The organism is Pseudomonas sp. W2I6 (genome assembly GCF_030815935.1).
GTDB lineage: Bacteria > Pseudomonadota > Gammaproteobacteria > Pseudomonadales > Pseudomonadaceae > Aquipseudomonas.
In genome coordinates this window covers 1,177,008-1,199,423 of the sequence record NZ_JAUSXJ010000001.1, presented here as the reverse complement: position 1 = coordinate 1,199,423, position 22,416 = coordinate 1,177,008, and the positions used below count along the sequence as shown (strand labels likewise).

General features: G+C 60.1%; 23 protein-coding genes and 2 pseudogenes. 11 read left to right on the top strand and 14 right to left on the bottom strand.

Going from position 1 to position 22,416, the window contains the following annotated elements:
• Positions 1-57 precede the first annotated feature (57 nt).
• Positions 58-426 (top strand): hypothetical protein, encoded by a 369-nt coding sequence (locus tag QF039_RS05665; protein ID WP_003218702.1) that lies wholly within the window; start codon positions 58-60, stop codon positions 424-426.
• Positions 427-441: 15 nt separating this feature from the next.
• Entirely contained in the window at positions 442-924 is a 483-nt protein-coding gene (locus QF039_RS05660; RefSeq protein WP_307517135.1) for a GreA/GreB family elongation factor, read from the top strand.
• A 5-nt stretch (positions 925-929) separates the two neighbouring features.
• Here the strand turns inward: QF039_RS05660 and cysB are convergent, their stop codons facing one another.
• The 5 genes from cysB to QF039_RS05635 all read right to left on the bottom strand — a co-directional run bounded on the left by cysB (position 930) and on the right by QF039_RS05635 (position 4,856).
• Positions 930-1,904: an HTH-type transcriptional regulator CysB gene (cysB, locus tag QF039_RS05655; protein WP_307517134.1), complete on the bottom strand. Its 975-nt coding sequence runs from the start codon at positions 1,902-1,904 to the stop codon at positions 930-932.
• Between the two features lie 104 nt (positions 1,905-2,008).
• Positions 2,009-2,509 (bottom strand): universal stress protein, encoded by a 501-nt coding sequence (locus QF039_RS05650; RefSeq protein WP_003218709.1) that lies wholly within the window; start codon positions 2,507-2,509, stop codon positions 2,009-2,011.
• Between the two features lie 63 nt (positions 2,510-2,572).
• Positions 2,573-3,490, bottom strand: a complete 918-nt coding sequence (locus QF039_RS05645) for a 5'-nucleotidase (protein WP_003218711.1) — start codon at positions 3,488-3,490, stop codon at positions 2,573-2,575.
• A 14-nt stretch (positions 3,491-3,504) separates the two neighbouring features.
• Positions 3,505-4,467 carry a putative 2-dehydropantoate 2-reductase gene (locus QF039_RS05640; RefSeq protein WP_102368441.1) on the bottom strand — a complete coding sequence of 321 codons (963 nt, stop codon included), beginning with the start codon at positions 4,465-4,467 and terminating at the stop codon, positions 3,505-3,507.
• Positions 4,464-4,856, bottom strand: a complete 393-nt coding sequence (locus QF039_RS05635) for a thioredoxin (protein ID WP_307517133.1) — start codon at positions 4,854-4,856, stop codon at positions 4,464-4,466. The genes QF039_RS05640 and QF039_RS05635 overlap by 4 nt, the downstream gene beginning before the upstream one ends.
• Here QF039_RS05635 and QF039_RS05630 point away from each other — a divergent pair.
• Together QF039_RS05630 and QF039_RS05625 are read left to right on the top strand one after the other, a co-directional pair.
• Entirely contained in the window at positions 4,855-5,289 is a 435-nt protein-coding gene (locus tag QF039_RS05630) for a PilZ domain-containing protein (RefSeq protein ID WP_003218717.1), read from the top strand. The genes QF039_RS05635 and QF039_RS05630 overlap by 2 nt on opposite strands.
• Before the next feature lie 133 nt (positions 5,290-5,422).
• Positions 5,423-6,499 carry a 3-deoxy-7-phosphoheptulonate synthase gene (locus tag QF039_RS05625; protein ID WP_003218719.1) on the top strand — a complete coding sequence of 359 codons (1,077 nt, stop codon included), beginning with the start codon at positions 5,423-5,425 and terminating at the stop codon, positions 6,497-6,499.
• Between the two features lie 114 nt (positions 6,500-6,613).
• On the opposite strand, the gene QF039_RS05620 is transcribed toward QF039_RS05625, so the two are convergent.
• On the bottom strand, positions 6,614-6,895 hold the full coding sequence (locus QF039_RS05620) for a GNAT family N-acetyltransferase (RefSeq protein WP_003189869.1): 282 nt from the start codon (positions 6,893-6,895) through the stop codon (positions 6,614-6,616).
• A 626-nt stretch (positions 6,896-7,521) separates the two neighbouring features.
• Between QF039_RS05620 and oprI the strand changes: the two genes are divergently transcribed.
• Positions 7,522-7,773 (top strand): outer membrane lipoprotei OprI, encoded by a 252-nt coding sequence (gene oprI, locus QF039_RS05615; protein ID WP_003172710.1) that lies wholly within the window; start codon positions 7,522-7,524, stop codon positions 7,771-7,773.
• A 132-nt stretch (positions 7,774-7,905) separates the two neighbouring features.
• On the opposite strand, the gene QF039_RS05610 is transcribed toward oprI, so the two are convergent.
• The 3 genes from QF039_RS05610 to QF039_RS05600 all read right to left on the bottom strand — a co-directional run bounded on the left by QF039_RS05610 (position 7,906) and on the right by QF039_RS05600 (position 9,904).
• Entirely contained in the window at positions 7,906-8,874 is a 969-nt protein-coding gene (locus QF039_RS05610) for a L,D-transpeptidase family protein (protein ID WP_017477366.1), read from the bottom strand.
• 72 nt (positions 8,875-8,946) lie between these two features.
• A complete protein-coding gene (locus tag QF039_RS05605) occupies positions 8,947-9,240 on the bottom strand; it encodes a hypothetical protein (RefSeq protein ID WP_003218723.1) in 294 nt (97 codons plus the stop codon).
• Between the two features lie 58 nt (positions 9,241-9,298).
• Complete coding sequence (locus QF039_RS05600; protein WP_307517132.1) at positions 9,299-9,904, bottom strand: arylesterase; 606 nt, start codon at positions 9,902-9,904, stop codon at positions 9,299-9,301.
• A gap of 10 nt (positions 9,905-9,914) precedes the next feature.
• On the opposite strand from QF039_RS05600, the gene QF039_RS05595 reads away from it, so the two are divergent.
• Positions 9,915-10,598 carry an ABC transporter ATP-binding protein gene (locus QF039_RS05595; RefSeq protein ID WP_307517131.1) on the top strand — a complete coding sequence of 228 codons (684 nt, stop codon included), beginning with the start codon at positions 9,915-9,917 and terminating at the stop codon, positions 10,596-10,598.
• The gene (locus QF039_RS05590) at positions 10,598-13,108 is read left to right on the top strand and encodes an ABC transporter permease (protein WP_003218728.1); all 2,511 of its coding nucleotides are present in this window, start codon (positions 10,598-10,600) and stop codon (positions 13,106-13,108) included. Before QF039_RS05595 ends, QF039_RS05590 begins: the two co-directional genes overlap by 1 nt.
• A gap of 46 nt (positions 13,109-13,154) precedes the next feature.
• Here QF039_RS05590 and greB read toward each other — a convergent pair whose 3' ends face one another.
• Positions 13,155-13,628, bottom strand: a complete 474-nt coding sequence (gene greB, locus QF039_RS05585; protein ID WP_008437752.1) for a transcription elongation factor GreB — start codon at positions 13,626-13,628, stop codon at positions 13,155-13,157.
• 152 nt (positions 13,629-13,780) lie between these two features.
• Positions 13,781-15,010, bottom strand: a complete 1,230-nt coding sequence (locus QF039_RS05580) for a hypothetical protein (RefSeq protein ID WP_307517130.1) — start codon at positions 15,008-15,010, stop codon at positions 13,781-13,783.
• Between the two features lie 304 nt (positions 15,011-15,314).
• On the opposite strand from QF039_RS05580, the gene QF039_RS05575 reads away from it, so the two are divergent.
• From QF039_RS05575 to QF039_RS05565, 3 genes and pseudogenes are all read left to right on the top strand, one after another.
• Entirely contained in the window at positions 15,315-16,241 is a 927-nt protein-coding gene (locus QF039_RS05575) for an ABC transporter ATP-binding protein (RefSeq protein ID WP_307517129.1), read from the top strand.
• A pseudogene (locus QF039_RS05570) lies at positions 16,238-16,962 on the top strand (ABC transporter permease). Before QF039_RS05575 ends, QF039_RS05570 begins: the two are co-directional and overlap by 4 nt.
• 15 nt (positions 16,963-16,977) lie before the next feature.
• On the top strand, positions 16,978-18,783 hold the full coding sequence (locus tag QF039_RS05565; RefSeq protein ID WP_307517128.1) for a Gldg family protein: 1,806 nt from the start codon (positions 16,978-16,980) through the stop codon (positions 18,781-18,783).
• A 4-nt stretch (positions 18,784-18,787) separates the two neighbouring features.
• Here QF039_RS05565 and QF039_RS05560 read toward each other — a convergent pair.
• The 3 genes and pseudogenes from QF039_RS05560 to QF039_RS05550 form a co-directional block, all read right to left on the bottom strand.
• Positions 18,788-19,098 (bottom strand): annotated as a pseudogene (locus QF039_RS05560) (class I SAM-dependent methyltransferase).
• Positions 19,099-19,353: 255 nt separating this feature from the next.
• On the bottom strand, positions 19,354-19,788 hold the full coding sequence (locus tag QF039_RS05555) for a DoxX family protein (RefSeq protein ID WP_177019477.1): 435 nt from the start codon (positions 19,786-19,788) through the stop codon (positions 19,354-19,356).
• A gap of 104 nt (positions 19,789-19,892) precedes the next feature.
• A complete protein-coding gene (locus tag QF039_RS05550) occupies positions 19,893-21,314 on the bottom strand; it encodes a transglycosylase SLT domain-containing protein (RefSeq protein ID WP_102368437.1) in 1,422 nt (473 codons plus the stop codon).
• Positions 21,315-21,552: 238 nt separating this feature from the next.
• Between QF039_RS05550 and QF039_RS05545 the strand changes: the two genes are divergently transcribed.
• Positions 21,553-22,359 carry a TatD family hydrolase gene (locus QF039_RS05545; protein ID WP_003218739.1) on the top strand — a complete coding sequence of 269 codons (807 nt, stop codon included), beginning with the start codon at positions 21,553-21,555 and terminating at the stop codon, positions 22,357-22,359.
• Positions 22,360-22,416: the final 57 nt, after the last annotated feature.

Here is a 22,416-nt window from a genome sequence, read left to right as displayed (position 1 = left end):
TGCGCGCGGCTGTGGGACAATCGGCGCCATGCCACACGTGCCTGCCAGGAGGCCACCATGTCTGATCGTTCGTTCTCGCTGTTCAAGCTCAGTATCGCCGTGGCCTTCGGCCTGTGGCTGGGGTTTATCGCCATTGTGCTGAGCGTGTGGCTGGCTTCCCGCTACCTGCCCGAGCAAACCGTGGCGCCGGTGGCCCGAGTGGTGCAGCAACTGGGCAAGCCGGAGGTGGTTGCACCGGAGCCACCGAACCGGATGTTCGAGCAGTACCAGGAGAACCTGCGCAAACAGGAGCAACAGCAAACCCTGGACCAGGCCCGCAACAACCCGCGCAACCTGTCCAACCCCAAATGCCAGTTCTGGCTGCAACAGGACCAGAACGCCCCCAACGACAAGAGCCGGGCCAACGTCCTGCAATTTTGCGATTGATCACGAAAGCCGCCCATGAATAAACACGCCGTTCACCAGTTGGTTTTGGACAAACTCGCGGTCGATCTCGATATCGCCCAGCGCGCCGCGCAAACCGCGTACGAAACCGCGACCCACGAAGAAAACATCGCCGAGAACAAGTACGACACCCTGGGCCTGGAGGCTTCTTACCTGGCAGCCGGCCAGGCCCGACGCGTCGAGGAGATCCGGCAGGCGCTGACGCTCTGCCAGAACATGCAGCTGCGGGCCTACGATGACCAGCGCGGCATCGAAGTCGGCGCATTACTGGGGTTGGCAGATGAAAACAATCGCCAGCAGTGGCTATTCCTGGCGCCGGACGGCGCAGGCTTGAAGGTCGATGTGGTGGGGCAACCGGTGACCGTCATCACCCCACGCTCGCCCCTGGGCAAAAGCCTGCTGGGCAAGTTTGAAGGGGATGAGGTGGAGATTCTGGTGGGGGGCGCTCGGCAACAGTTTGCTGTTACCGAGGTGAAGTAAGCCGATCAGTGAACCGGTAGTTCAACGCCGTCGAACAGCTCTTCCAGTTCCTGCTTGTTGTGGCACTGGATGGCCTTGGCCATCACTTCGCGCGTCAGGTGCGGCGCGAATTTTTCAATGAAGTCGCACATGAAACCACGCAGGAAGGTGCCACGACGGAAACCGATCTTGGTCACGCTGGACTCGAACAGCTCGCTGGCATCGAGCACCACCAGGTCGTTGTCGAGCTTGGTGTCGACCGCCATCTTGGCGACGATACCGACACCCAGGCCCAGGCGCACATAAGTCTTGATGACGTCGGCATCAGCCGCGGTGAACACCACTTTCGGCGTCAGGCCACGATGGCTGAAGGCTTCGTCGAGTTTCGAACGGCCGGTAAAACCGAACACGTAAGTCACGATCGGGTATTCAGCCAGGGCTTCCAGGGTCAGCTTCGGCAGCTTGGCCAATGGGTGGCCTTGTGGGACCACGACGCAACGGTTCCAGCGGTAGCACGGCATCATCACCAGGTCGCCGAACAATTCCAGCGCTTCGGTGGCAATCGCGAAATCGACAGTGCCGTCGGCGGCCATCTCGGCGATCTGCATCGGCGAGCCCTGGTGCATGTGCAAGGCCACGTCCGGGTACTGCTTGATAAAGCTGCTGATCACCGACGGCAGCGCATAACGCGCCTGGGTGTGGGTGGTGGCGATCGACAGGGTGCCCTTTTTCTCGTTGGAGAATTCCTGGGCGATCTGCTTGATGCTTTCGACCTTGCGCAGGATCTCGCCGGCGGTGGTGATGATGCGCTCACCGGCCGGGGTGACACGGGTCAGGTGCTTGCCGCTGCGTGCGAACACTTCAACGCCCAACTCATCTTCGAGCAGGCGGATCTGCTTGCTGATACCGGGTTGCGAGGTGTAAAGGCTTTGAGCAGTAGCGGAAACGTTGAGGTCGTGGTGCGCCACTTCCCAGATGTAGCGCAGTTGTTGAAGCTTCATATGTGTCCCTCAAAGCGGATAGACGCCACGGGTATCAGCGACGGTATATAACTATATTAAAGGTTAGACGGATAAATCTAGAACTTTTTATCGTTTTCTACCAATCACACGTCGTCACTGCGTCGACGCTGCAACAGCGGCACCAGGTACACCGGCACCTGGGACAGCTGCAGCACCCGTGCGGCGGTTCTCCCCAGAGGTGTTGCCACCCCGACCGCCTGGCTGTGACTACCTACGATCAACAAATCCACAGAGAGTTTCTGCGACTGGTCGAGAATCACTTCACAAGGATCACCCTGGATCACCCGCACCGAACGGATCAACTTGAGGTCCTGCTCCCCGTCCCCCAGCTCCTCGCGAAAACTGTCGAGCACCCGTTGCTCGATGGTCGCCATCACCGTCGTCAGGCCCTGGCTTTGCCATTCACTCAAGGCCTTCTCATCAAGGTAGCTCTGCAACACCGATTCGGCGAACAGCCCGATGGGCTCGACCACGTGAATCACATACAGATCAGCCTTGAACGTTCGCGCCAGCGCCAGGGCATGTTGCATCACATAGGGGGCATACAGACCGAGGTCAGTGGCGTACAGCATCGAACGAATCATAGAACCTCCTGGGCAGCCAGGATGGCGGGGATTGATTCAGCTTAGCAGCGCCTTTGGCAGTGCTCAGCCCTCGGTCTGAATTTTCAACTCGTTACTGATGCCATGGGGTACGTGGCCGGTAGCCACGAACTCCCGGGCCTTCTCGCAATGCCCTTCCTGGTCATCGAAAAACACATCGGCGGCGAAGGCTTCGAGGAACGCCGACTTCTCCAGGCCACCAAGAAACAGCGACTCGTCGAGACGGATATCCCACTCGCGCAGCGTGCGAATCACCCGCTCGTGGGAAGGCGCCGAACGGGCGGTCACCAGCGCAGTGCGGATGGGGCAGGACTCGTCGGGGAACTCGCGCTGCAACAGGTTGAGTGCCGCCAGGAAGCCCTTGAATGGGCCGCCGCGCAACGGCTCGCGGGCGGATTCGCGCTCGCTGGCCTGGAAGGCTTCAAGGCCGCCCGACTGATAGACGCGCTCGGACTCGTCGGAAAACAGCACCGCGTCGCCATCGAAGGCGATCCGCAATTCGGCACTGGAGGCCCGACCTGCGCCGCCCGACAGAATCGTCGCTGCGGCAAACCCGGCATCCAGGGCGCTGCGCACATCCTCGGCATGGGTGGACAGAAACAAGTGGCAGCCAAACGCCGCCAGATAAGGATAAGGGCTGCGCCCGCCGACAAACGCCGCGCGGGAGATGTCGAGCCCGTAATGCTGGATCGAATTGAATACACGCAAGCCGGTGTCGGCACTGTTGCGCGACACCAGCACCACCTCGACCCGGGCGCGGCCGAGGCTCGCGTTGAGGCTCAGGAGTTTCTTCACCAGCGGGAAGGCGTCACCGGGCTCGAGGGTTTCTTCCTCGTGGTCGATCTGGTACTTGCGGTACGCCTCGACGCCCTGGGCCAGGTAGACCTTGTGGCTCTCGCTCAGGTCGAACAGCGCTCGCGAGGAAATCGCCAGCACCAGTTTGTCGCCCAATCCCTTCGCCATGGTGTTCCCCCCAATCAGCGGTTATGCCGATCCATAAAACTCAAGGCCTGATACAGCGCCTGCATGCGTGGCAATTCACAACCCGCCGCGTTGGCCGCGGCCAAGGGGCGCGCGTAGATCGCCGCCAGTTCCAGCGGGCGCTTGTGCACGTAATCGTGATACATGCTGGGCAAGTAGTCATCCATGCTCTCGGTCATGGTGAACATCTGCCCGGCGTAACTGGCGGGAATCTCATGCCCGCAGGCGTGGGCGCCCTGCACCACTTCGGCCATCAGCGCCTGGATCAGTTCGCGGCTGGACTCATCCGCCATCATCGCCGTGGTGCCCGTGCCGAACACTACCGAGAGGCCGTTGTAAGGCACGTTCCACACCAGTTTATGCCAGCGCGCCTGGTGCACATTGGCCATGGCCTGGGAATCGATACCGGCCTGGTGAAACAGCGCGGCGCCTTCTTCGACGATGGCTTGCCGACCGTTGTCATCGTTGGCCGCGGGGCCACTGTGGTAACCCAGGTTGACCCGGCCCAGCGCCTGATGCTCGACGATCCCGGGACCGGAACGGTGCACGCCGATGTAGCACAGGCCACCCAGCAGGTGCAGCGACGGCGGCAGGTGTTCACGCAGGCTGTCCTCTACGTCGAGGCCATTTTGCAACAGGATTATCCTGGCGTCCGGGGCGGCAACCTGAGCGATGGTCGGGGCCAGCTCGACATTCCCGGTCGATTTGGTGCCCACCAGCAGCCAGTCGCACGGCGGCATGTCGGCGGCGCGGGCATAAGCCTGTACCGGGTGAAGGTGCACGGTTCCGTGGATCGTGCTGTTGAGTTGCAGGCCGCGCTCGCTGACCGCCGCGTACTCGCTGCGCAGCAGGAAATGCACATCGAAGCCGGCGCGCGCGAGCATCACACCGTAGTAGCCACCAATGGCCCCGGTGCCGATGATCCCGATCCGTGGCGACTGTTTTGTTACTTCGGTCATGGCAACTCCTCTGGTATTCGTTTGAGCGCCTGCTGCACACCTTGAGCCAGGTCGCTGGCGGTCAGACGCGTCAGTGACGCTAATATTCCATGGAATTTCCCGTCACACACCACAAACAACGCCGGCAGGTGAAAGATCTCGTAGCGCTCCACTGCCCCGCCATTGTGACCCGCATCCACCCAGCACACCCGGTCCACCGGCAAGTCCCAACCCGGCAGTTGCTGGTGCAGGAAGCGGCAACGCGAGCAGCCGTCACCGGTAAACACCACCAGGGACGTGCCGGGAAGCCCCAGTAATTGCTGGTCGATATCCAGGTCGGTAAGTTGCAGTTCTTTCACTATACTGCTGCCACCGCCGTCAACTGGACGGTGTTCGGAGTCCGTGTGCATGGGTCGTTTCTTTCCTCACCCTGATGATGTCGCTGTCGAAATAACCCAACGCCCCATTTCCGGCATTTCCCGCCAACGGCTGCACACTATCGGCCTGGGCGGCGTCGCATGCAATTGCCCACGGGCCTGGCGCCAGGGCGCGGCCATCGAGTTGCACATCCCCTCACTGGGCCAGACGGCCCGCTATCCGGGCTATGTGGCATGGTGCCGCAAGGCCGAAAACGGCTACCGCGTCGACATTGCCTTTACCGATGAGCAGGCCTTGTTCGGTGCGCGGATGGGTGAGCAAGTGTGCCAGATCGAACGGTACTGCCGCCTCCACGAAGGCGTCGAGCCCACACCCGGGCAGAGCGAAGCCCTGGCCCGGGAATGGGTCACGCGCCATGCCGGCGAGTTCTCCCATGAGGCTTTTGTGCTGCCAGCGCTGGATTAAAGCGGACGTTGCCCATTGTCTCGCAGCCTTGTAACGCGCTAAGGTTCCGCTCCCCGCTGCACTTAAATCATGCTGTGCTCCGCCGCACGGGGATCGCTGGCGGCCGGCACCCGTGACCCTGACGAGTAACACGATGGCTGATTTACCGATCAACGACCTTAACGTCGAATCCAACGAGACCCTGATCACGCCTGATCAGCTCAAGCGCGAAATTCCCCTGAGCGACGCTGCCCTGCAGACCGTCACCAAGGGCCGCGAAGTCATCCGTGAGATTCTCGACGGCACCGACCACCGCCTGTTCGTGGTCATCGGGCCGTGCTCGATCCATGACCTCAAGGCTGCCCACGAATACGCCGAGCGCCTGAAGGTGCTGGCGGCGGAAGTGTCCGACACGTTGTATCTGGTGATGCGTGTCTATTTCGAGAAGCCGCGTACCACCGTCGGCTGGAAAGGCTTGATCAACGACCCGTACCTGGACGACTCGTTCAAGATCCAGGACGGCCTGCACATCGGTCGTCAATTGCTGCTGGATCTGGCGGAAATGGGCCTGCCGACGGCAACCGAAGCCCTGGACCCGATTTCCCCGCAGTACCTGCAAGACCTGATCAGCTGGTCGGCAATTGGTGCACGCACCACCGAATCCCAGACTCACCGCGAAATGGCTTCCGGCCTGTCCTCGGCCGTGGGTTTCAAGAACGGTACCGATGGCGGCCTGACCGTGGCGATCAACGCCCTGCAGTCGGTCTCCAGCCCGCACCGCTTCCTGGGCATCAACCAGGAAGGTGGCGTGTCCATCGTCACCACCAAGGGCAACGCCTACGGTCACGTGGTACTGCGTGGCGGCAATGGCAAGCCCAACTATGATTCGGTCAGCGTGGCCTTGTGCGAACAGGCGCTGAACAAGGCGAAGATCAAGCCGAACATCATGGTCGATTGCAGCCACGCCAACTCCAACAAGGACCCGGCCCTGCAACCGCTGGTGATGGAGAACGTGGCCAACCAGATTCTGGAAGGCAACCAGTCGATCATCGGTCTGATGGTCGAAAGCCACCTGAACTGGGGCTGCCAGGCGATTCCAAAGGACCTGGCCGACCTGCAATACGGCGTGTCGATCACCGATGCGTGCATCGACTGGTCTGCCACCGAGACCACCTTGCGCAGCATGCACGCCAAGCTCAAGGACGTGTTGCCCAAGCGCCAACGCGGCTGAGCACAGACTGCGGACACAAAAACGCCGGGCTAAACCCGGCGTTTTTTTTGATCGTTCCCCCGCCCTGCGTGGGAATGCATCCTGGGATGCTCTGCGTACCGCCCTACTCAATGCTCAAAGCTTCGCGGCATGGCGCTGGTGGCGCTCCATGTAGCGCTCAACGTAGGAGCAGGACGGGATCACCGTATAACCTGCCTCTTCGGCGAACTTCAACGCTTCCTCGGTCAGCGCGGCAGCAATGCCACGGCCGCGCAATGCGTTGGGCACGAAGGTGCGATAGATATCCAGGGTCTGCTTCCCGAGATCCATATAGGTCAGATAGGCACGATGACCGTCCACATTGGTCTCGAACTGATGACCAGCCTGGTCATGGTGGATGGACAACGCCTCGCTCATCACTACTCCTCGCGGGTCTTGGTTTCTGACCCCTACCTTACCGATGTTTTTCCGGCGAAGGAACATCTACGCCACCCGGTGCCGGTTTCGACAACGAGAAAAGCGGCCAGTGTCTTGCACTAGCGCTCACAACCAGCACAAGGAAATAGTAGGCGCCAATCGCACAATTGCTCAAGACGCGCTCGTCTTCCGTTGCGCTGGCGGACATAGAAAGGGCCAATCGAGATTCCTTACGTCGATGGCCTGAACATTGCCGGCAGTTGAAGCTTGAGACGAACACGCGCTCTTAAAGTCACCTCAACATGCACAAAAGATACCGAATGGCGAAAAGACAATCTGAACAATAGTGTCAGGGACGATATATAAAATGACTTATGTTTACATGGCTTAACACATGCCAGCCGGCCCTTTCAGGCTGGATCCAATCCTCGGCCGAGTGCGAAAATCTGGATAATTTTTATACAGACTCTCGAAAGATTAGCCAAAATAGATTGGGCGCGAGAATTTTTTTTGCTTCTTGCGCTACGTCAGTTTACTTACTACAAGTAATGGGTAGTATGTACGCCGGCTATTAGCTCACTCTGAGAAAGTAGCCATTTAATAGAAAGTCCTTGAAGGGGAACACGATGAACAACGTTCTGAAATTCTCTGCTCTGGCTCTGGCCGCAGTTCTGGCTACCGGTTGCAGCAGCGTCTCCAAAGAAACCGAAGCTCGTCTGACTGCAACTGAAGACGCAGCAGCACGCTCCCAGGCTCGTGCAGACGAAGCCTACCGTAAAGCTGATGAAGCTCTGGCTGCTGCTCAAAAAGCACAACAGACTGCTGACGAAGCTAACGAGCGCGCTCTGCGCATGCTTGAAAAAGCAAGCCGCAAGTAATAATCCTCCGGGGTTGTTATCAAGCCGATCCATTCTTGGATCGGCTTTTTTTTGCCTGTGATTTGGCTGGATTCCAGACAATAAAAAACCCGTCACCGCGCGAGGCGATAACGGGTTATGGATCGTGCAGGCTTACTGCTGCAGATCGACCGGCGTACTCGACACCATCGGCGCCCCGCCCGGCACACCGATTTCCGTCGGGATACCGTCTTCGGCCGCAACCACGTCACGCACCTGGTCCCAGTTGACCCGCAGGTTGCTGGACAGGTCTTCACGCTTGAGCAAGGCGTTGATGACGGCGGTGTGCTTGTCGACGACCGATGGGGTGCCATCGTCGTTCAGCGGCGTATGGGCTTCCAGGTAGACCTTGCCCCCGGCCGCGCCGAACTTGTAGGCGTCGTTGATAATCCGCACCGACGTGCCCACCGGCACCATGTCGGCCATTTCCAGCACGTTGTTGTTGAACATGCGGAAGCAACCGTGGCTGGTACGGGTACCGATGCCGAACTTCATGTTGGAACCGTGGATCAGGTAGCCCGGCGTGCCGAGGGTGAACTTGAACGGCCCCAGCGGGTTGTCCGGGCCGGCCGGCACGACGTTGGGCAACGGGTCGCCATTGGCGGCGTGTTCTGCCTTGATCGAGGCTGGCGGGGTCCAGGTCGGGTTCGGGATCTTGCCCGTGATGGTGGTGTGGGCCACTGGCGAGCCCCAGCCTTCACGGCCAATCCCCAACGGGAACGTGTACACCACGTTCTGGCCCTTGGGGTAGTAGTAGAGCCGGTACTCCGCCAGGTTGATCACGATGCCTTCACGCGGGCCGGGCGGCAGGATGAAGCGCGTCGGCAACACGATCTCGGTACCCGCTCCCGGCAGCCAGGCATCCACGCCCGGGTTGGCCGCGACCATCTCCGAATAACCCAGGTCGTAGGTGGTGCCGAGGTCCGCGAAGGTATCTTCGTACTTGGCCTTGATCACCTGGACCTGGCCAACGATATCTTCACCCGGTGGCGGCAAAGGCAACTGCAAGGCTGCAGCAGGACCGGCCGCGCAGAGCGCAGCGAGAGACAGGCAGCAGGTGACGGCGGAAAGGCGCGACAACATCCGGGAATTCCTTCGCAGATCGACGGGTAGTAGAAAATGGATTGTACACGGCTGCCCGGCGGGCACCCATATTCAAAGCTCGAAGCGCAGCTCTGGCCAGATCGGCGGTGTGCCGCGTTTTTGCGACTCGAGGATCGCCCGGCACAGGGGGCACAAACGCTGGTCCTGGAAGATCGAGCGATCCACCGATGACCAGCGCGGCTGGGCAGGCAACAACGTGCCGCAGAGGGTGCGGTCGATGGACCCGCCCAACTCCAATTGACGCGTCACCAGATGCACCCGGACTTCCTGGCAGGCGAACAGATCCAGCTGTTCGTCAGGCTCGATCAGTTGGTAGGCAAACAGTGACCAGGCAGGACGCGACATCGGGGGCTCCAAATCGGGGGGGCGCCACCTTAGCCGAAAGACCGCTGCTAGAAAAGCGTCATAGCAGTGGTTTTAGCGTTGGCCAGACATTTTCCAGCAACTTGCCCTGCGCGCCAACCGCCGGGTGCAATTGGTCAGCCTGCATCAGCTCTGGATGGCCGCCGATTCCTTCCAGGAAAAACGGTACCAGCGGGACGCTTTTCTCCTTGGCCAACGCCCCGTAGACCTCGGCAAACGCGGTGGTGTATTTCGGCCCGTAATTAGGCGGCAACTGCATGCCCAGCAGCAGCACCTTGGCACCACTGGCCTTGGACTGTTCAATCATCGATGCAAGATTTTGTTTCAATTGCGCAGGTGGCTGCCCACGCAGGCCGTCATTGCCGCCCAGCTCGATGATCACCAGGTCCGGCTTATGCTCTGCAAGCGCCGCCGGCAGCCGTGCCAGGCCTCCGGCACTGGTGTCGCCGCTGATAGAGGCGTTGACCACTTTATCGTCGAAACCTTCGCTCTTGAGCCGTTGTCCCAACAACGCTACCCACCCTTTGCTGGTATCCAGCCCGAAACCGGCACTGATACTATCGCCAACGATCAGGACTGTACCCGCCGCTGCGTTCTGGGCCATGCACATCAAGGCCAGGCCAGCACTCAAAAACCACATTCGCATTGGATTCTCCATGGGCGCAAGCATTCTCACCGCGCGAAACCTTAGCAAAGTGGTTCCCAGCGCGGAAGGTGAACTGACTATCCTGCACGAACTGAGCCTGGAACTGAACAAGGGCGATAGCCTGGCTATCGTCGGCGCCTCCGGTTCCGGCAAATCCACCCTCCTCGGCCTGCTGGCCGGCCTCGACCTGCCCAGCAGTGGCGAAGTCACCCTCGCCGGCCAGGCCCTGAGTACCCTCGACGAAGACCAGCGTGCACGCATCCGCGCCGAGCACGTGGGATTTGTGTTCCAGTCCTTCCAGTTGCTCGACAGCCTCAACGCGCTGGAAAACGTGATGCTGCCCCTGGAGCTGGACGGTCGCAATGACGCCCGCGAGCGCGCCAAACACCTGCTGGAGCGTGTCGGCCTGGGCCAGCGTCTCACCCACTCGCCGCGCCAACTCTCGGGGGGTGAGCAGCAACGGGTAGCGGTTGCCCGGGCGTTTGCTGCCGAACCGGACGTGCTGTTTGCCGATGAACCCACCGGCAACCTCGACAGCCATACCGGCGAGCGCATCAGCGACCTGCTGTTCGAACTCAACAAAGAGAGCGGCACGACCCTGGTGCTGGTGACCCATGACGAGCGCCTGGCCCACCGTTGCCGTCGCCTGATCCGTCTTGAAGCCGGCCTGATGGTCGCGCCCCTGGAGCCTTGATGGCACGCTTGCCCTTGTTGCGCCTGTTCAGCCTTGCCCTTCGCCAGTTGCTGCGCGATGCCCGCGCCGGCGAACTGCGTGTGCTGTTCTTCGCCCTGCTGGTGGCCGTGGCCGCCAGCACCGCCATCGGTTACTTCGGTGCCCGCCTGAACGGCGCGATGATGTTGCGCGCCACCGAGTTCCTGGCGGCCGACCTGGTGCTGGAAGGCAGTTCACCCGCCCGCACCGAGCAAATCCAGAGTGGCACCGAGCTGGGCCTGCAGCACGCCAGGGTCGTGGAATTCTCCAGCGTGATTGCCACTGACGCCGGCATCCAGCTGTCCAGCATCAAGGCGGTCAACGAGGCGTATCCGTTGCGCGGCGAGCTGAAGAGCGCCGCCGAACCCTTCGCCGAAGAAACTGCCGGAGGTGGCCCCAAACCCGGTGAAGCCTGGGTGGAAGCACGGCTGTTGACGGCACTGAACCTGAAAATCGGCGACAGCATCGACGTCGGCATGAAGACCCTGCGCCTTTCCCGCGTGCTGACCTATGAGCCGGATCGCGCCGGCAACTTCTATAGCCTGACGCCCAGGGTGATGATCAACCTGGCCGACCTTGACGCCACCGGCGTGGTGCAGCCCGGCAGTCGCGTGAGTTATCGCGACCTGTGGCGAGCGCCACAGGGCGGCACCGTGCTGCAAACCTATCGCGACCTGGTCAAGCCCGGCCTGGCCGCCAACCAGCGGCTGCAGGATGCGCGCGACGGCAACCAGCAGATCGGCGGCGCGCTGGGCAAGGCCGAACGTTACTTGAACATGGCCAGCCTGGTGGCGGTGCTGCTCTCCGGCGTGGCCGTGGCGCTCTCGGCCAATCGCTTCGCCAGCCGACGCTTTGATGCCAGCGCCTTGCTGCGCTGCCTCGGGTTGTCGCGACGCGAAACCATGTTGCTGTTCAGCCTGCAATTGGCCGTGCTGGGGTTGCTGGCCAGCCTGACCGGCGCCCTGCTCGGCTGGCTGGCGCAATTGGGCCTGTTTGCGCTGTTGCATGACCTGCTGCCGGCGGACGTTCCACCCGGCGGGCTGCTGCCGGCCGTTGCCGGGATTGGCACCGGGCTGGTAGCCCTCGCCGGTTTCGCCCTGCCGCCGCTGGCCGCCCTGGGGCGGGTGCCGCCACTGCGGGTATTGCGCCGCGACTTGCTGCCAATCCCTTCCAGCACCTGGATGGTCTACGGCGCCGCACTCTTCGCCCTGGGCCTGATCATGTGGCGCTTGAGCCTCGACCTGGTGCTGACCTTCGCCCTGCTGGGCGGCGGCGTGATTGCCGCGCTGGTTCTCGGCGGCCTGCTGCTCCTGTTGCTGCAAAGCCTGCGACGCCTGCTGGCCCGGGCCTCCCTGCCCTGGCGCCTGGGGCTGGGCCAGTTGCTGCGTCATCCCCTGGCCGCCGCGGGGCAGTCACTGGCGTTCGGGCTGATCCTGTTATCCATGGGCTTGATCGCGTTGTTGCGCGGCGAATTGCTGGATACCTGGCAGAACCAGTTGCCCAAGGACGCCCCCAACTATTTCGCCCTGAACATCCTGCCCGCCGACAAAGACACCTTCGGCGCACGCCTGCTGGAATTACAGGCGCAATCGGCTCCGCTGTATCCGGTGGTACCGGGACGACTGATCAGCATCAATGGCTCGCCAGTGCAGGAGATTGTCAGCAAGGACTCCAGCGGCGATCGTGCAGTACAGCGAGACTTGAGCCTGACCTGGGCCGCCGACCTGCCACCGGGCAACAAGCTGACGGCGGGCTCCTGGTGGACGGCGCAACCGACCGACGAGATTCCAGGCGTCTCGGTGGAGGCCAAGGTCGCCGACAGCCTGAAACTCAAGCTCAACGATCACCTGGTGTTTACCGTCGGCGGGGAAAACCGTGAAGCGCGGGTCACCAGCCTGCGGGAAATCAACTGGGACAACTTCCAGCCCAACTTCTTCATGATCTTCCAGCCCGGCACCCTGAAGGACCTGCCGGCCACCTACCTGACCAGCTTCTACCTCGCACCCGGCCATGACCAACAGATCGTCGACCTGTCCCGGGCCTTCCCGGCGGTGACCATCCTGCAGGTGGAGGCACTGCTGGAACAACTGCGCAGCATCCTGGCCCAGGTCACCCTGGCGGTGGAGTACGTGCTGTTGTTTGTCCTGGCAGCGGGGATGGCCGTGTTGTTCTCCGGGCTCCAGGCAACCCTCGATGAGCGGATTCGCCAGGGCGCCCTGCTGCGGGCGCTGGGGGCTGAGCGCAAGTTGCTGGTCAAGGCCCGGCGTATCGAGTTCGGGTTGTTGGGCGCAGTCAGCGGGCTGTTGGCAGCGCTGGGCACTGAACTGGTGACACTGGTGCTGTACCGCTACGCGTTCGACCTGACCTGGCACCCGCATCCGTGGCTCTTGCTGCTGCCGGTGATCGGCGCCGTGCTGATCGGCGGTGCCGGCGTGTTCGGCACCCGCCGCGCACTGAATGCCAGCCCGTTGACGGTGCTGCGCGAGGGCTGAAAACGCAAATGGCCCGCACGCGTTCATGCGTACGGGCCATCCGTTGTCACTTCACATATTCGATAGCGGTGATCCACCAGCACACTTCGCCACTGGGGGTCTGCACGAGCGCCTCGTCATCCACTTCCTTGCGCAACAGTGCCCGGGCCATGGGTGAGTCGATGGAGATGTAGTCCATACGCTCATAGATCTCGTCGTACCCCACGATGCGAAACCGCTTGGTCTCGCCCTGTTCGTTTTCAATCTCCACCCAGGCGCCGAAAAACACCTTCCCTTCCTGCTCGGGCATGTACTCGACCACGCGCATGTCTTCCAGGCGCTTGCGCAAATAACGCACCCGACGATCAATTTCCCGCAGCAGCTTCTTGTTGTACTGGTAGTCGGCGTTTTCGCTCCTGTCCCCCAGGGAGGCCGCCCACGTCACTTTGCGGGTGGTATCAGGGCGCTTTTCTCGCCACAGGTAATCAAGCTCCTTTTTCAGGGCTTCATGACCTTCTTTGGTAATCAGCTTGGTGCTCAAAAGCTCTACATCCCCTGGAAGTTTGCATTTTTCAGACCCGCTGCCGCATCAGGCACAACGCATTTAACGCCCGATGTCGGCTGTGGGGGTCGATGATAAATGAACTCGGGAAAGTAGCCAGACCCACCGGCGGATTCCGGCAACGACGCGTATCAGTCAGCCTCCGTCTGGGTCGGGCCGCATTCAGGCTGGCCGCGCCCGTTCTCGCCAAGCCATGCAAGTGACTCATCCAGGGATTGAAGCGTAACCCTCAGGTTGTCCCGCAGGACAGGCAACTGGAACAGCGCAGCCGTCAGCTGTTGCTCCTTGAGGCGCACCGCAAGGTCACGGTCATGCAACTGGGCTTCCTGGCTCTCCAGGTAGCGCGCACGCTCGTCCATTCGACGCTGCTCTGTCTGGTTCAGCGCCGAGCTGCCAGCCAGATGCTCCTCCCGGAGGGCCAGCGTGCGGGCCAACTGTTCCAGGGACGTTTCCTTTTCGGCAATCCTGTCGGCACTCCGCTGACTCTCCTGCTCAAGGTCAGCCTTTTCCTGGCGCAGTTCGAGACGCAACTGATCAAGCGCTTCTTCCTGCTTGAGCACGCTGAGCTTTTGCTGCGTCAGCTCCTGTGACAATCGGGAAAGATTGGCCAGCGTATCGTCCACTTCAAACAACGAGGCTGACTCATTCCGGGCAGGCATGGGCGGCGGCGCCTGGGGGACCGGTTCAGGTTGTTGGACTATGGGCGCCGGCACTGGCGCAGCGACAGCAGGCGCCTCGATCGGTGCCTGTAGTGGCGCCTCAACGAGCGGCTCGGATATCTCGAACTCAGCCTCGGGCGCCTGCGCCACCGGCTCGGGCAATGAACGCGCAGGCTCTGAAGGCTCGGGGGACCTGGGAGCAGACACCATTCTTGAGGAGAAACGAATCGACGGCACGATCAACGTATTGCTTTCAATGGCGGGCAAACCGGGCGCCGACGTTCCCAGGGTAATCACCTTCATCACCAGGGATTTCTTGATCGTCAACGAGTGATGATCTTCAGGCCTGGCCGGGGGCAATTTGCAGCCTTTCAAATCAACAAAATGAAAGGGAATCTGAGTTTCGCCGCTGCTTGCAGATTTTGCCCCGGGAGCAGCCGCGAGCGTCAGGATTTGCTTGAAGACATGGGTCGCTATTTGCAGGTCTTCCTTGGAGTCTATCGCCCCCAGAAAGTAACGTTCGGACTTTTTGCGCAACGCTGCGATGTACACCCGTGAACTACCGGGCTCTGTTTCTTCATCCAGACTGTAGGCAAGAAAGTTTGAAGAGATCTGCGCCACCGCAAAACCACAAAGCAGTGCACCATTGACCGGCGCATCATGCCCGGACTGTTCAAGAACAAGGGTACGTAGAAGCAGCATGACATCAGGCTCCATTTCAAATTGGCATAAACTTTAAATAAACACCAAATAAACAACGACTGTAATTAAATCATCAAAAGCAAAACAATTGTTTCAGCGAGTCATAGTCTGGCATGTAGGACTTATCTTATTCAGCCCCCTCAGCATTTCCAAGAGCGTTTATTGAACGTACCATTTTTTAACAGTGCGACGTCGGAAAAGCTTCAACATAAAAAGATTTCAAGCATTGAATTTCGAACATTCACAACCTGCTGTTCACCCAGGTTAATCCAGCCTTGCCATATCCATTCAGTAGAAAAGCATAATGATCGAGATAACGAGCCTGACAAAAACCATGGGCGGAAAAAACATTATTCATGACTTCTCATTCAACGCTCAACCCCAGGAATGCCTCGGGCTGTTTGGAAATGATGGTGCGGGAAAAACAACTATTATCAAAATGATCTCAGGCTCGACTACACCCTCTTCAGGCCATATAAAAATATTCGGTAACGATATCGCCCTGAACGCATTCCAGGCAAAGAAAGTCACCGGCTACCAGCCAGAGCGACTCTTGAGCCATGGTGCAATGAGTGTAAAATCCTTTCTCGGTTTCATTGCCGAAATACGCGGATTCCGCGGCGCGGAAAAACGCAAGATGATTGACCGGGCAGTTGCACGGCTTGAGTTGTGGCGGATACTCAAAAGCCCGGTGGAAACCCTCACGGACGGGTTGAAACGCAAGGTAGCCATCGCCCAGGCAATCCTGCATGACCCCAGCCTGCTGTTGCTCGATGAGCCAACAGAAGGTCTGAATGCCGACCAGAAACACAAAGTCAGAATGCTCATCAAGTCGCTCAGCGACGAGATGACGGTCATTGTCGCGTCCCGTGCGCCGGAAGAACTGACCGGTATTTGTACCCGCGCACTGGTGATAGCCGACGGCCGATTGGTGGCAGACACTTCGGTGCCCGAACTGCAGCGCAGCTCCCGTCATCACCAGGCGGTCACCCTTGCAGCCGACACACCGCTGGACCTGTTGGCCCTGGCGGTATTGCCCGGGGTCGCCGGCATTGAGGAAGACCGCGAGACTCCCGGCACAGTGACCGTACTCGCCCTGCCGGGGCAAATCATCTACCCCCACATCAATGCACTGGTCACCCAGCGCCGCTGGAAGCTCAATGCCCTGAACCTGGAAGCCGGGCGCCTGGATGACGTTGTGCACCATATGAGCCAGGAGGCATCGATTTGAAACTTCTCCCGGTCATATTCAAGCGTCAACTGGTTAGTTATCTTTCGGCTCCCCTCACTTACCTGAGCACTGCGGTTTTCCTGACCGCCGCTGCTGTATTTGGCTTCCATGCAACCCGGTTACTGGAAGTCGGCAGTGCCGACTTGCAGGGCTTCTTCCAGTTGCACCCCTGGCTCTACTTACTGTTGACACCTGTTCTATGCACTCGGCTTTGGGCCGACGAGCCCACCACCGGTTCCATGGAGTTCCTGAAAACCCTGCCCGTCACACGTTTCGAGATAGTGGTCGGAAAGTTTCTGGCGGCCTGGATTGTTTCTGGCGTGGCCCTGCTGTTGACCTTCCCGATAGTTATCACCGTCAACTATTTTGGCAATCCGGACAATACAGTCATTGCGTCACAATACCTGGGAAGTTGGGTATTGGCCGGATGTTATCTATCCGTGGGCTGTTTTATCTGCGCACTGACACACCATCGCGCGATATATTCACCGTAACCCTGTGCTTGCTGCTGACCGCCAGTGGCCTGTCATCCATTCTTGATGCGATTGAACATCAAGTTCCGGTATGGCTGATTGACCGCCTTCTTTCCCTGAGCCCGTCTGCGCGTTTTGACGCCATTGACCAAGGGGTACTGGCTCTTCAAGACAGTTTGTACTTCATCAGTATGATCATCGCCTTTCTTGGCGCGACGGTCATTGTCCTGAATGTAAGAAACGGTTGAGAAGGACACATCACGATGAAAACGCGACTAAGTGCCAGCCTCACAATTATCACGCTCCTGTTACTGTTTCTCGCTTTTAACCTGGTCTGGGCACTGAAACTTCCAAATCCACGGCTGGATTTTTCGGAACAGAACATCCATACACTTTCCGATCCTGTACAGACTATGCTCGGTTCACTGGAAACACCGGTGGATCTGTACTTCTTCAATTCAAGCAACCGTGCACACAAAGCCAACGCCGTTGAAAGCTACGCTAAACGGGTAGAGCTGTTGCTCAAGGAATATGAAAAAGCGGCAAAGGGCAAAGTCAACCTGCACCTCATCGACCCCACCCCTTTTTCTGAAGATGAATACAAAGCCAGGTTACTGGGACTTGACGAACAACACGGATTCTTCGGCCTGGTGGGTACCAGCGCGGGCCATGTGCCCCATAGCATCCCGTCATTCAGCCCGGACCGGGAGTCACTGCTGGAGTATGAAATCAGCCATTTGATTCATAAGGTGATCCACCCCGAGCAACCCGTCATGGGCGTGATCTCCCGGCTGCCAATAAACGGTGAGCGAGATGAACGCAACGGCGTTAATACGCCTCCCTGGCAGGTGTTGCAGGAGATCCGTCGCCAGTTCAACGTGGTGAGCCTGGAGCCGGGTATCGCGCAAATTCCTGAACACGTCAAAACCCTGATGGTGGTTCATCCCGGCAACCTGCCTGACCAAACCCTTTACGCAATAGACCAGTTTGTATTGGGCGCAGGCAAGTTGATGATGTTTATCGACCCGCTTGTCGGGCTGGACACCAGCGTCACGGCCCCGGAAAACCCCAGGCTGGAGGCATTGCTGTCCACCTGGGGCATCCAGATGCCCGCGAACAAGGTGATTGCCGATCGCGACTATGCCACTTCGGTGATCCTGACCACAGGCCAGCCGCCTGTGCGCCATCCCGCGGCACTGACCTTGCCCCGCCAGGCGATGGCACAGGATGACATCAGCGCCTGGAAACTTCACAACGTCAACGTCTTGAGCAGCGGCGCCCTGGTCCCTGCCAAGAGAAGCCGCATGACCTTCACCCCGTTGCTGCAAAGCTCCGCGCACGCCGCGCTGTTTGAGACAGAGCACTTTGTCCTGCCAGCGCAGCTCAATTCACTGATCAATGAAACAGCCACTCGCGCTCAACAACAGGTGATCGCCGCCCGCGTCGAAGGGCCCGCCTATTCCGCCTTTCCTAACGGCATCAGTGGGCGTAACACCGGCTTGCAAAAGGCTGCGAACATCCATGTGGTCGTGGTCGCCGACACTGACCTGCTCAGCGATCGTGTGTCTGGAATGCTCCAGAAGCATCGCGCGGCGGGTAGCCCGTTGTCAGATAACGCGATGTTTGTATTGAACACCCTGGACAACCTGGCGGCGCCCGATGCACTGATGAACATTCGCCCCCGCGCAGGCGGTGCTCGATCACTGCAGGTGCTGCAGGCAATGCGCGAAGACGCGGCACTGGCCTACGGTGAGAAATCCGCCGAACTGGCGCAACGCCTGGAACAAACGGAAAAGGAATGGCAACTGCTCAACCCCCCGACAATTTCCCCGGGCCCTCAGGCTGCAACCTCCAACACACTGCTGCAAGCGCTCAACAAGGAGCGGTTGCGAATCCCCATGGAAATTCACGCGCTGAAGGTCCAGTCATACGCCGAGGTTCACGCCCTGGAACGCAAAGTGAAGCTGCTCAATATCGTGCCTGTACCGCTGATACTGTGCCTGATTGCGGGGGGTATTTTCCTGTTGCGTCGCCGTCGCCGGCATCTGCCTTCAGCAGCGTTCTACTGAGGGCTCAACGCCGGGCGATCAGCCCTTGCCGGGCAATGCGGGTCAGTTGGCGTATCACTTCGCCCGCGTCGCTGGCACTGGGCGCCTGAATGACGGCCAGGTCGAAGCTGTTGGACGCAAAGCGCGCAAGGGAGAGTCGCCGTCTTCGACAAACTGGATCAGAAAGGCCGAAGGCCGCCCCGTGCGGCGCGGCCAGCCATCCAGATAGCGCAGCAACGTCGGCTGATGCTTGCCGCCCAAGAGGATTTTAGGATTGCGTTGGGTCAGGTCCGCGGTGATCGGGGCCAGGCGTATGAGGGGGCGTAGTGCATTCATTGTGTCGTGTCTCTGCCTCAAAAGTCTGCGGGCAGGTGAGAGGCAACACCGAACCAGCGCTTTAGCGGAATTTCGAAGCTGGCCCATGGCTCTGGCTTCTGTCGGGACTGTGATCAGTCACCCGTGGCGCCCCGCAATTAGCTGTTTAAATCGGCGCATGGGCAACATCCTAGAGAAGCCTGTAGGGCGGTGTCAAGAATCCCGAGCAACGAAAAGGCCCGCACTGGGCGGGCCTTTTAAGGGGGGTTCGCGGTATCAGTGAGTGATGACGCGGTCTGCGGACAATTTGCCCGCACCTTCCAACAACACGGCCAGCGTACCGCCCAGCAGCGCCAGGGCGAACTCGTAGCCGTTGTTGGCCATGAACAAACCGTTATGGATATGCACCGAGAAAATCGCCACCAGGGAAATGATCGACAGGCCGAGTGCCGCCGGCCGCGCCAGCAAACCAATGATCAGCGCCAGCCCGGCGAAGAACTCGGTACCACCGGACAACACCGCCATCAGGGTACCCGGGGCCAGGCCGATACTTTCCATCCACTGGGCAGTGCCCGCGAGGCCGCCGCCGCCAAACCAGCCAAAGAGCTTTTGCGAACCGTGGGCGGCGAAGATGATCCCGACAAAAATCCGCAGGACAGTCAGGCCGTAGCCGGCGCGGGTGGAGAGGATGCGGGTGATCAATGGGCTCATGCTGATAATCCTTTTCAAGGTAGGGGTTGGGTTGGCCGCTATATTAATCAGTTTAAACAATGATAAAAGCCGATAAAGCGGCTCATAATTATCGAATTAATAGATTATTTACGTGAGGCAACCCGTGGCGCTGCCGGCTCCAACGACTCCCGCTCACGATCAAACGCCAGGTAATACTTGTTCACGCTATTAACATAGCTGACGCCGCTCATTCCCACCTGCTCCATGGCAATGCGCTCGACCTGGAAAAACCATTGGTTTGGGTTAAGCCCCCGCCGCCGCGCCTCGGCACGCATTCCCTGGACCCGCTCGGGCCCCATGTTGTAGGCCGCCAGCACAAACGCCATGCGCTCGCGCTCGTTGAGCTTGGGGCTTGAGAAGAACTTGCGCCGGATCATCGCCAGGTACCGCGCGCCCGCCTGCACATTGTTGTCCAGGCTTTCGATGTTGTTCACCCCGACCCGCTGCGCCGCCGATGGCGTGATCTGCATCAGCCCGGTGGGGCCGCCGCTGCTGCGAGCGCCAGGGTCCAGGGCAGACTCCTTGAACGCCAGCGCGGCCAGGTTCAGCCAGTCCATGCCCTGCTCGCGGGCATGCTTTTGCAGCACCGGGCGCAGCTTTTCCAGGCGCTGGCGGTCGACGCGAGCCAGTGGATAACGTACCTGGTAGAGGCGGCGGTAGATGCGCTGGAACGCCACATCCTGATCGGACGGCGTGCGGTAGGTCTTGAGGAAGCGATCAATACTGGCCCGCAGCATCGAGGCATCCTGGCGCACAAACCAATACTCTTCGCCCGGCTCGCTGATGGTCACTTGCCGGTCGAAACGCAGCTTGGGCAGGATCTTCGCCCAGCGTTCGGCAATCGGCCGCTCGACAATGGTCAGGTGGAAAATCCCGGCCTGGACCATCTCCAGCACGTCCTCTACCGCGAGGCTCGGATCCACCCATTCCACCTTCACCGGCGGCAATTTGTGCAGCGCCAGCTTCTGGTTGACCTGGCTGATCGCGTCCGACGCGGCACTGCCCGTGGTCAAGGCCAGCGTGCGCCCGGACAGTTGCTCCAGCCGGGTAAACCGCCGCTCGCCCTTCAGCCCCACCAGCCATAACGGCACGTCGCTGGCGATCGGGTCGCTGGTGGCAATCTTGTGGGCGGCCTTCACATCCAGCAATTCGCCGGGTGCCACCAGGTCGCCCTCGCCACGGGCCAATGCGCCAATCAGCTGATCCTTGGCCTTGGGAATAATCTTGAGGTTGATTTCCTCGCCGTCACGGGCGTGACCGTTGAGGTATTGCTCGAAAGCGCGCAGGCGATGGTATTCAACACCGATGGCCTGGCCCTGGACTTCGCCGGAACTGTTGCGGCTCTGGTTGACCAATACCCGCAAGGTGCGGCTGCTGCGGATTTCCGCAAGGTCGCGGACCTTGCCGGGCCGGGTCACTTCCAGCGGCCCGTCCAGACGCGCAACCGCCGCCATGGGCAGCAGTAACGTCAGGCACAACACAAGCAACGCCGAGGGTCGGATCATCCGCTCTCCGGAAGAAAGAATACTGCCCATTGCTTCGCGAAAAACGAGGCGTTGGGGGACAGAAACAGAGCGCCATGAGCGCAGGCTTTGGGCGCAAGGGTGGCACGGCAGATGGCGACAAACCAAACACGGTGTTACTTGCGACTTTCAAAGACAGCTTTAACTCGTTGTAGTTCTTGGCTTTTCTTATAAATCTACAGCTCTGATATGCTTTCCGACCGCAGGCGGAGGTAGCACCATGCAACTCATTGATATCGGCGTCAACCTGACCAACCCAAGTTTCGACGAAAAGCACCAGGCCGTTCTCGACCGTGCCTACGCCGCCGGGGTGAGCCAATTGGTGCTCACCGGTACCAGTGTCGACGGCAGCGAACAGGCCCTGGAGCTGTGCCAGCAACTGGACGAAAGTGGCCAACGCCTGTTCGCCACCGCCGGCATTCACCCCCACTCTGCCAGTGACTGGAACGCCGAAAGCGCCAGGCGCCTGCGCGGCCTGCTCAAGGAAAGTCGCGTGCGTGCGGTGGGTGAATGCGGGCTGGATTTCAACCGGGATTTCTCACCGCGCCCCCAGCAGGAAAAAGTCCTCGAAGAACACCTGGCCCTGGCCGTGGAGTTGAAGCTCCCGGTATTCCTCCACGAACGTGACGCCAACCAGCGCCTGCTGGAAATCCTGCGGGACTACCGCGATCACCTGTCGGCCGCCGTGGTGCACTGCTTCACCGGCGAGCAGCGGGCGCTGTTCAGCTACCTCGACCTGGACCTGCATATCGGTATCACCGGCTGGATCTGCGACGAGCGCCGTGGGACGCACCTGCATCCACTGGTCAGGGAAATTCCCCGGGGCCGTCTGATGCTGGAAAGCGACGCGCCCTACCTGCTGCCTCGCACCCTGCGGCCCAAGCCGAAAAACGGTCGCAACGAACCCGCCTATTTACCGGAAGTCCTACGGGAGGTCGCGTTGCACCGCGAAGAAACCGTGGAAGACCTGGCGCAACACAGCACCGCCTGTGCCCGCGCCTTTTTTGGATTGCCTGTGCCGGATTGACGCGGCGCATTGACCCATATCAAAACCCGGCATCCCGATAGCGGCACAATAATGGCA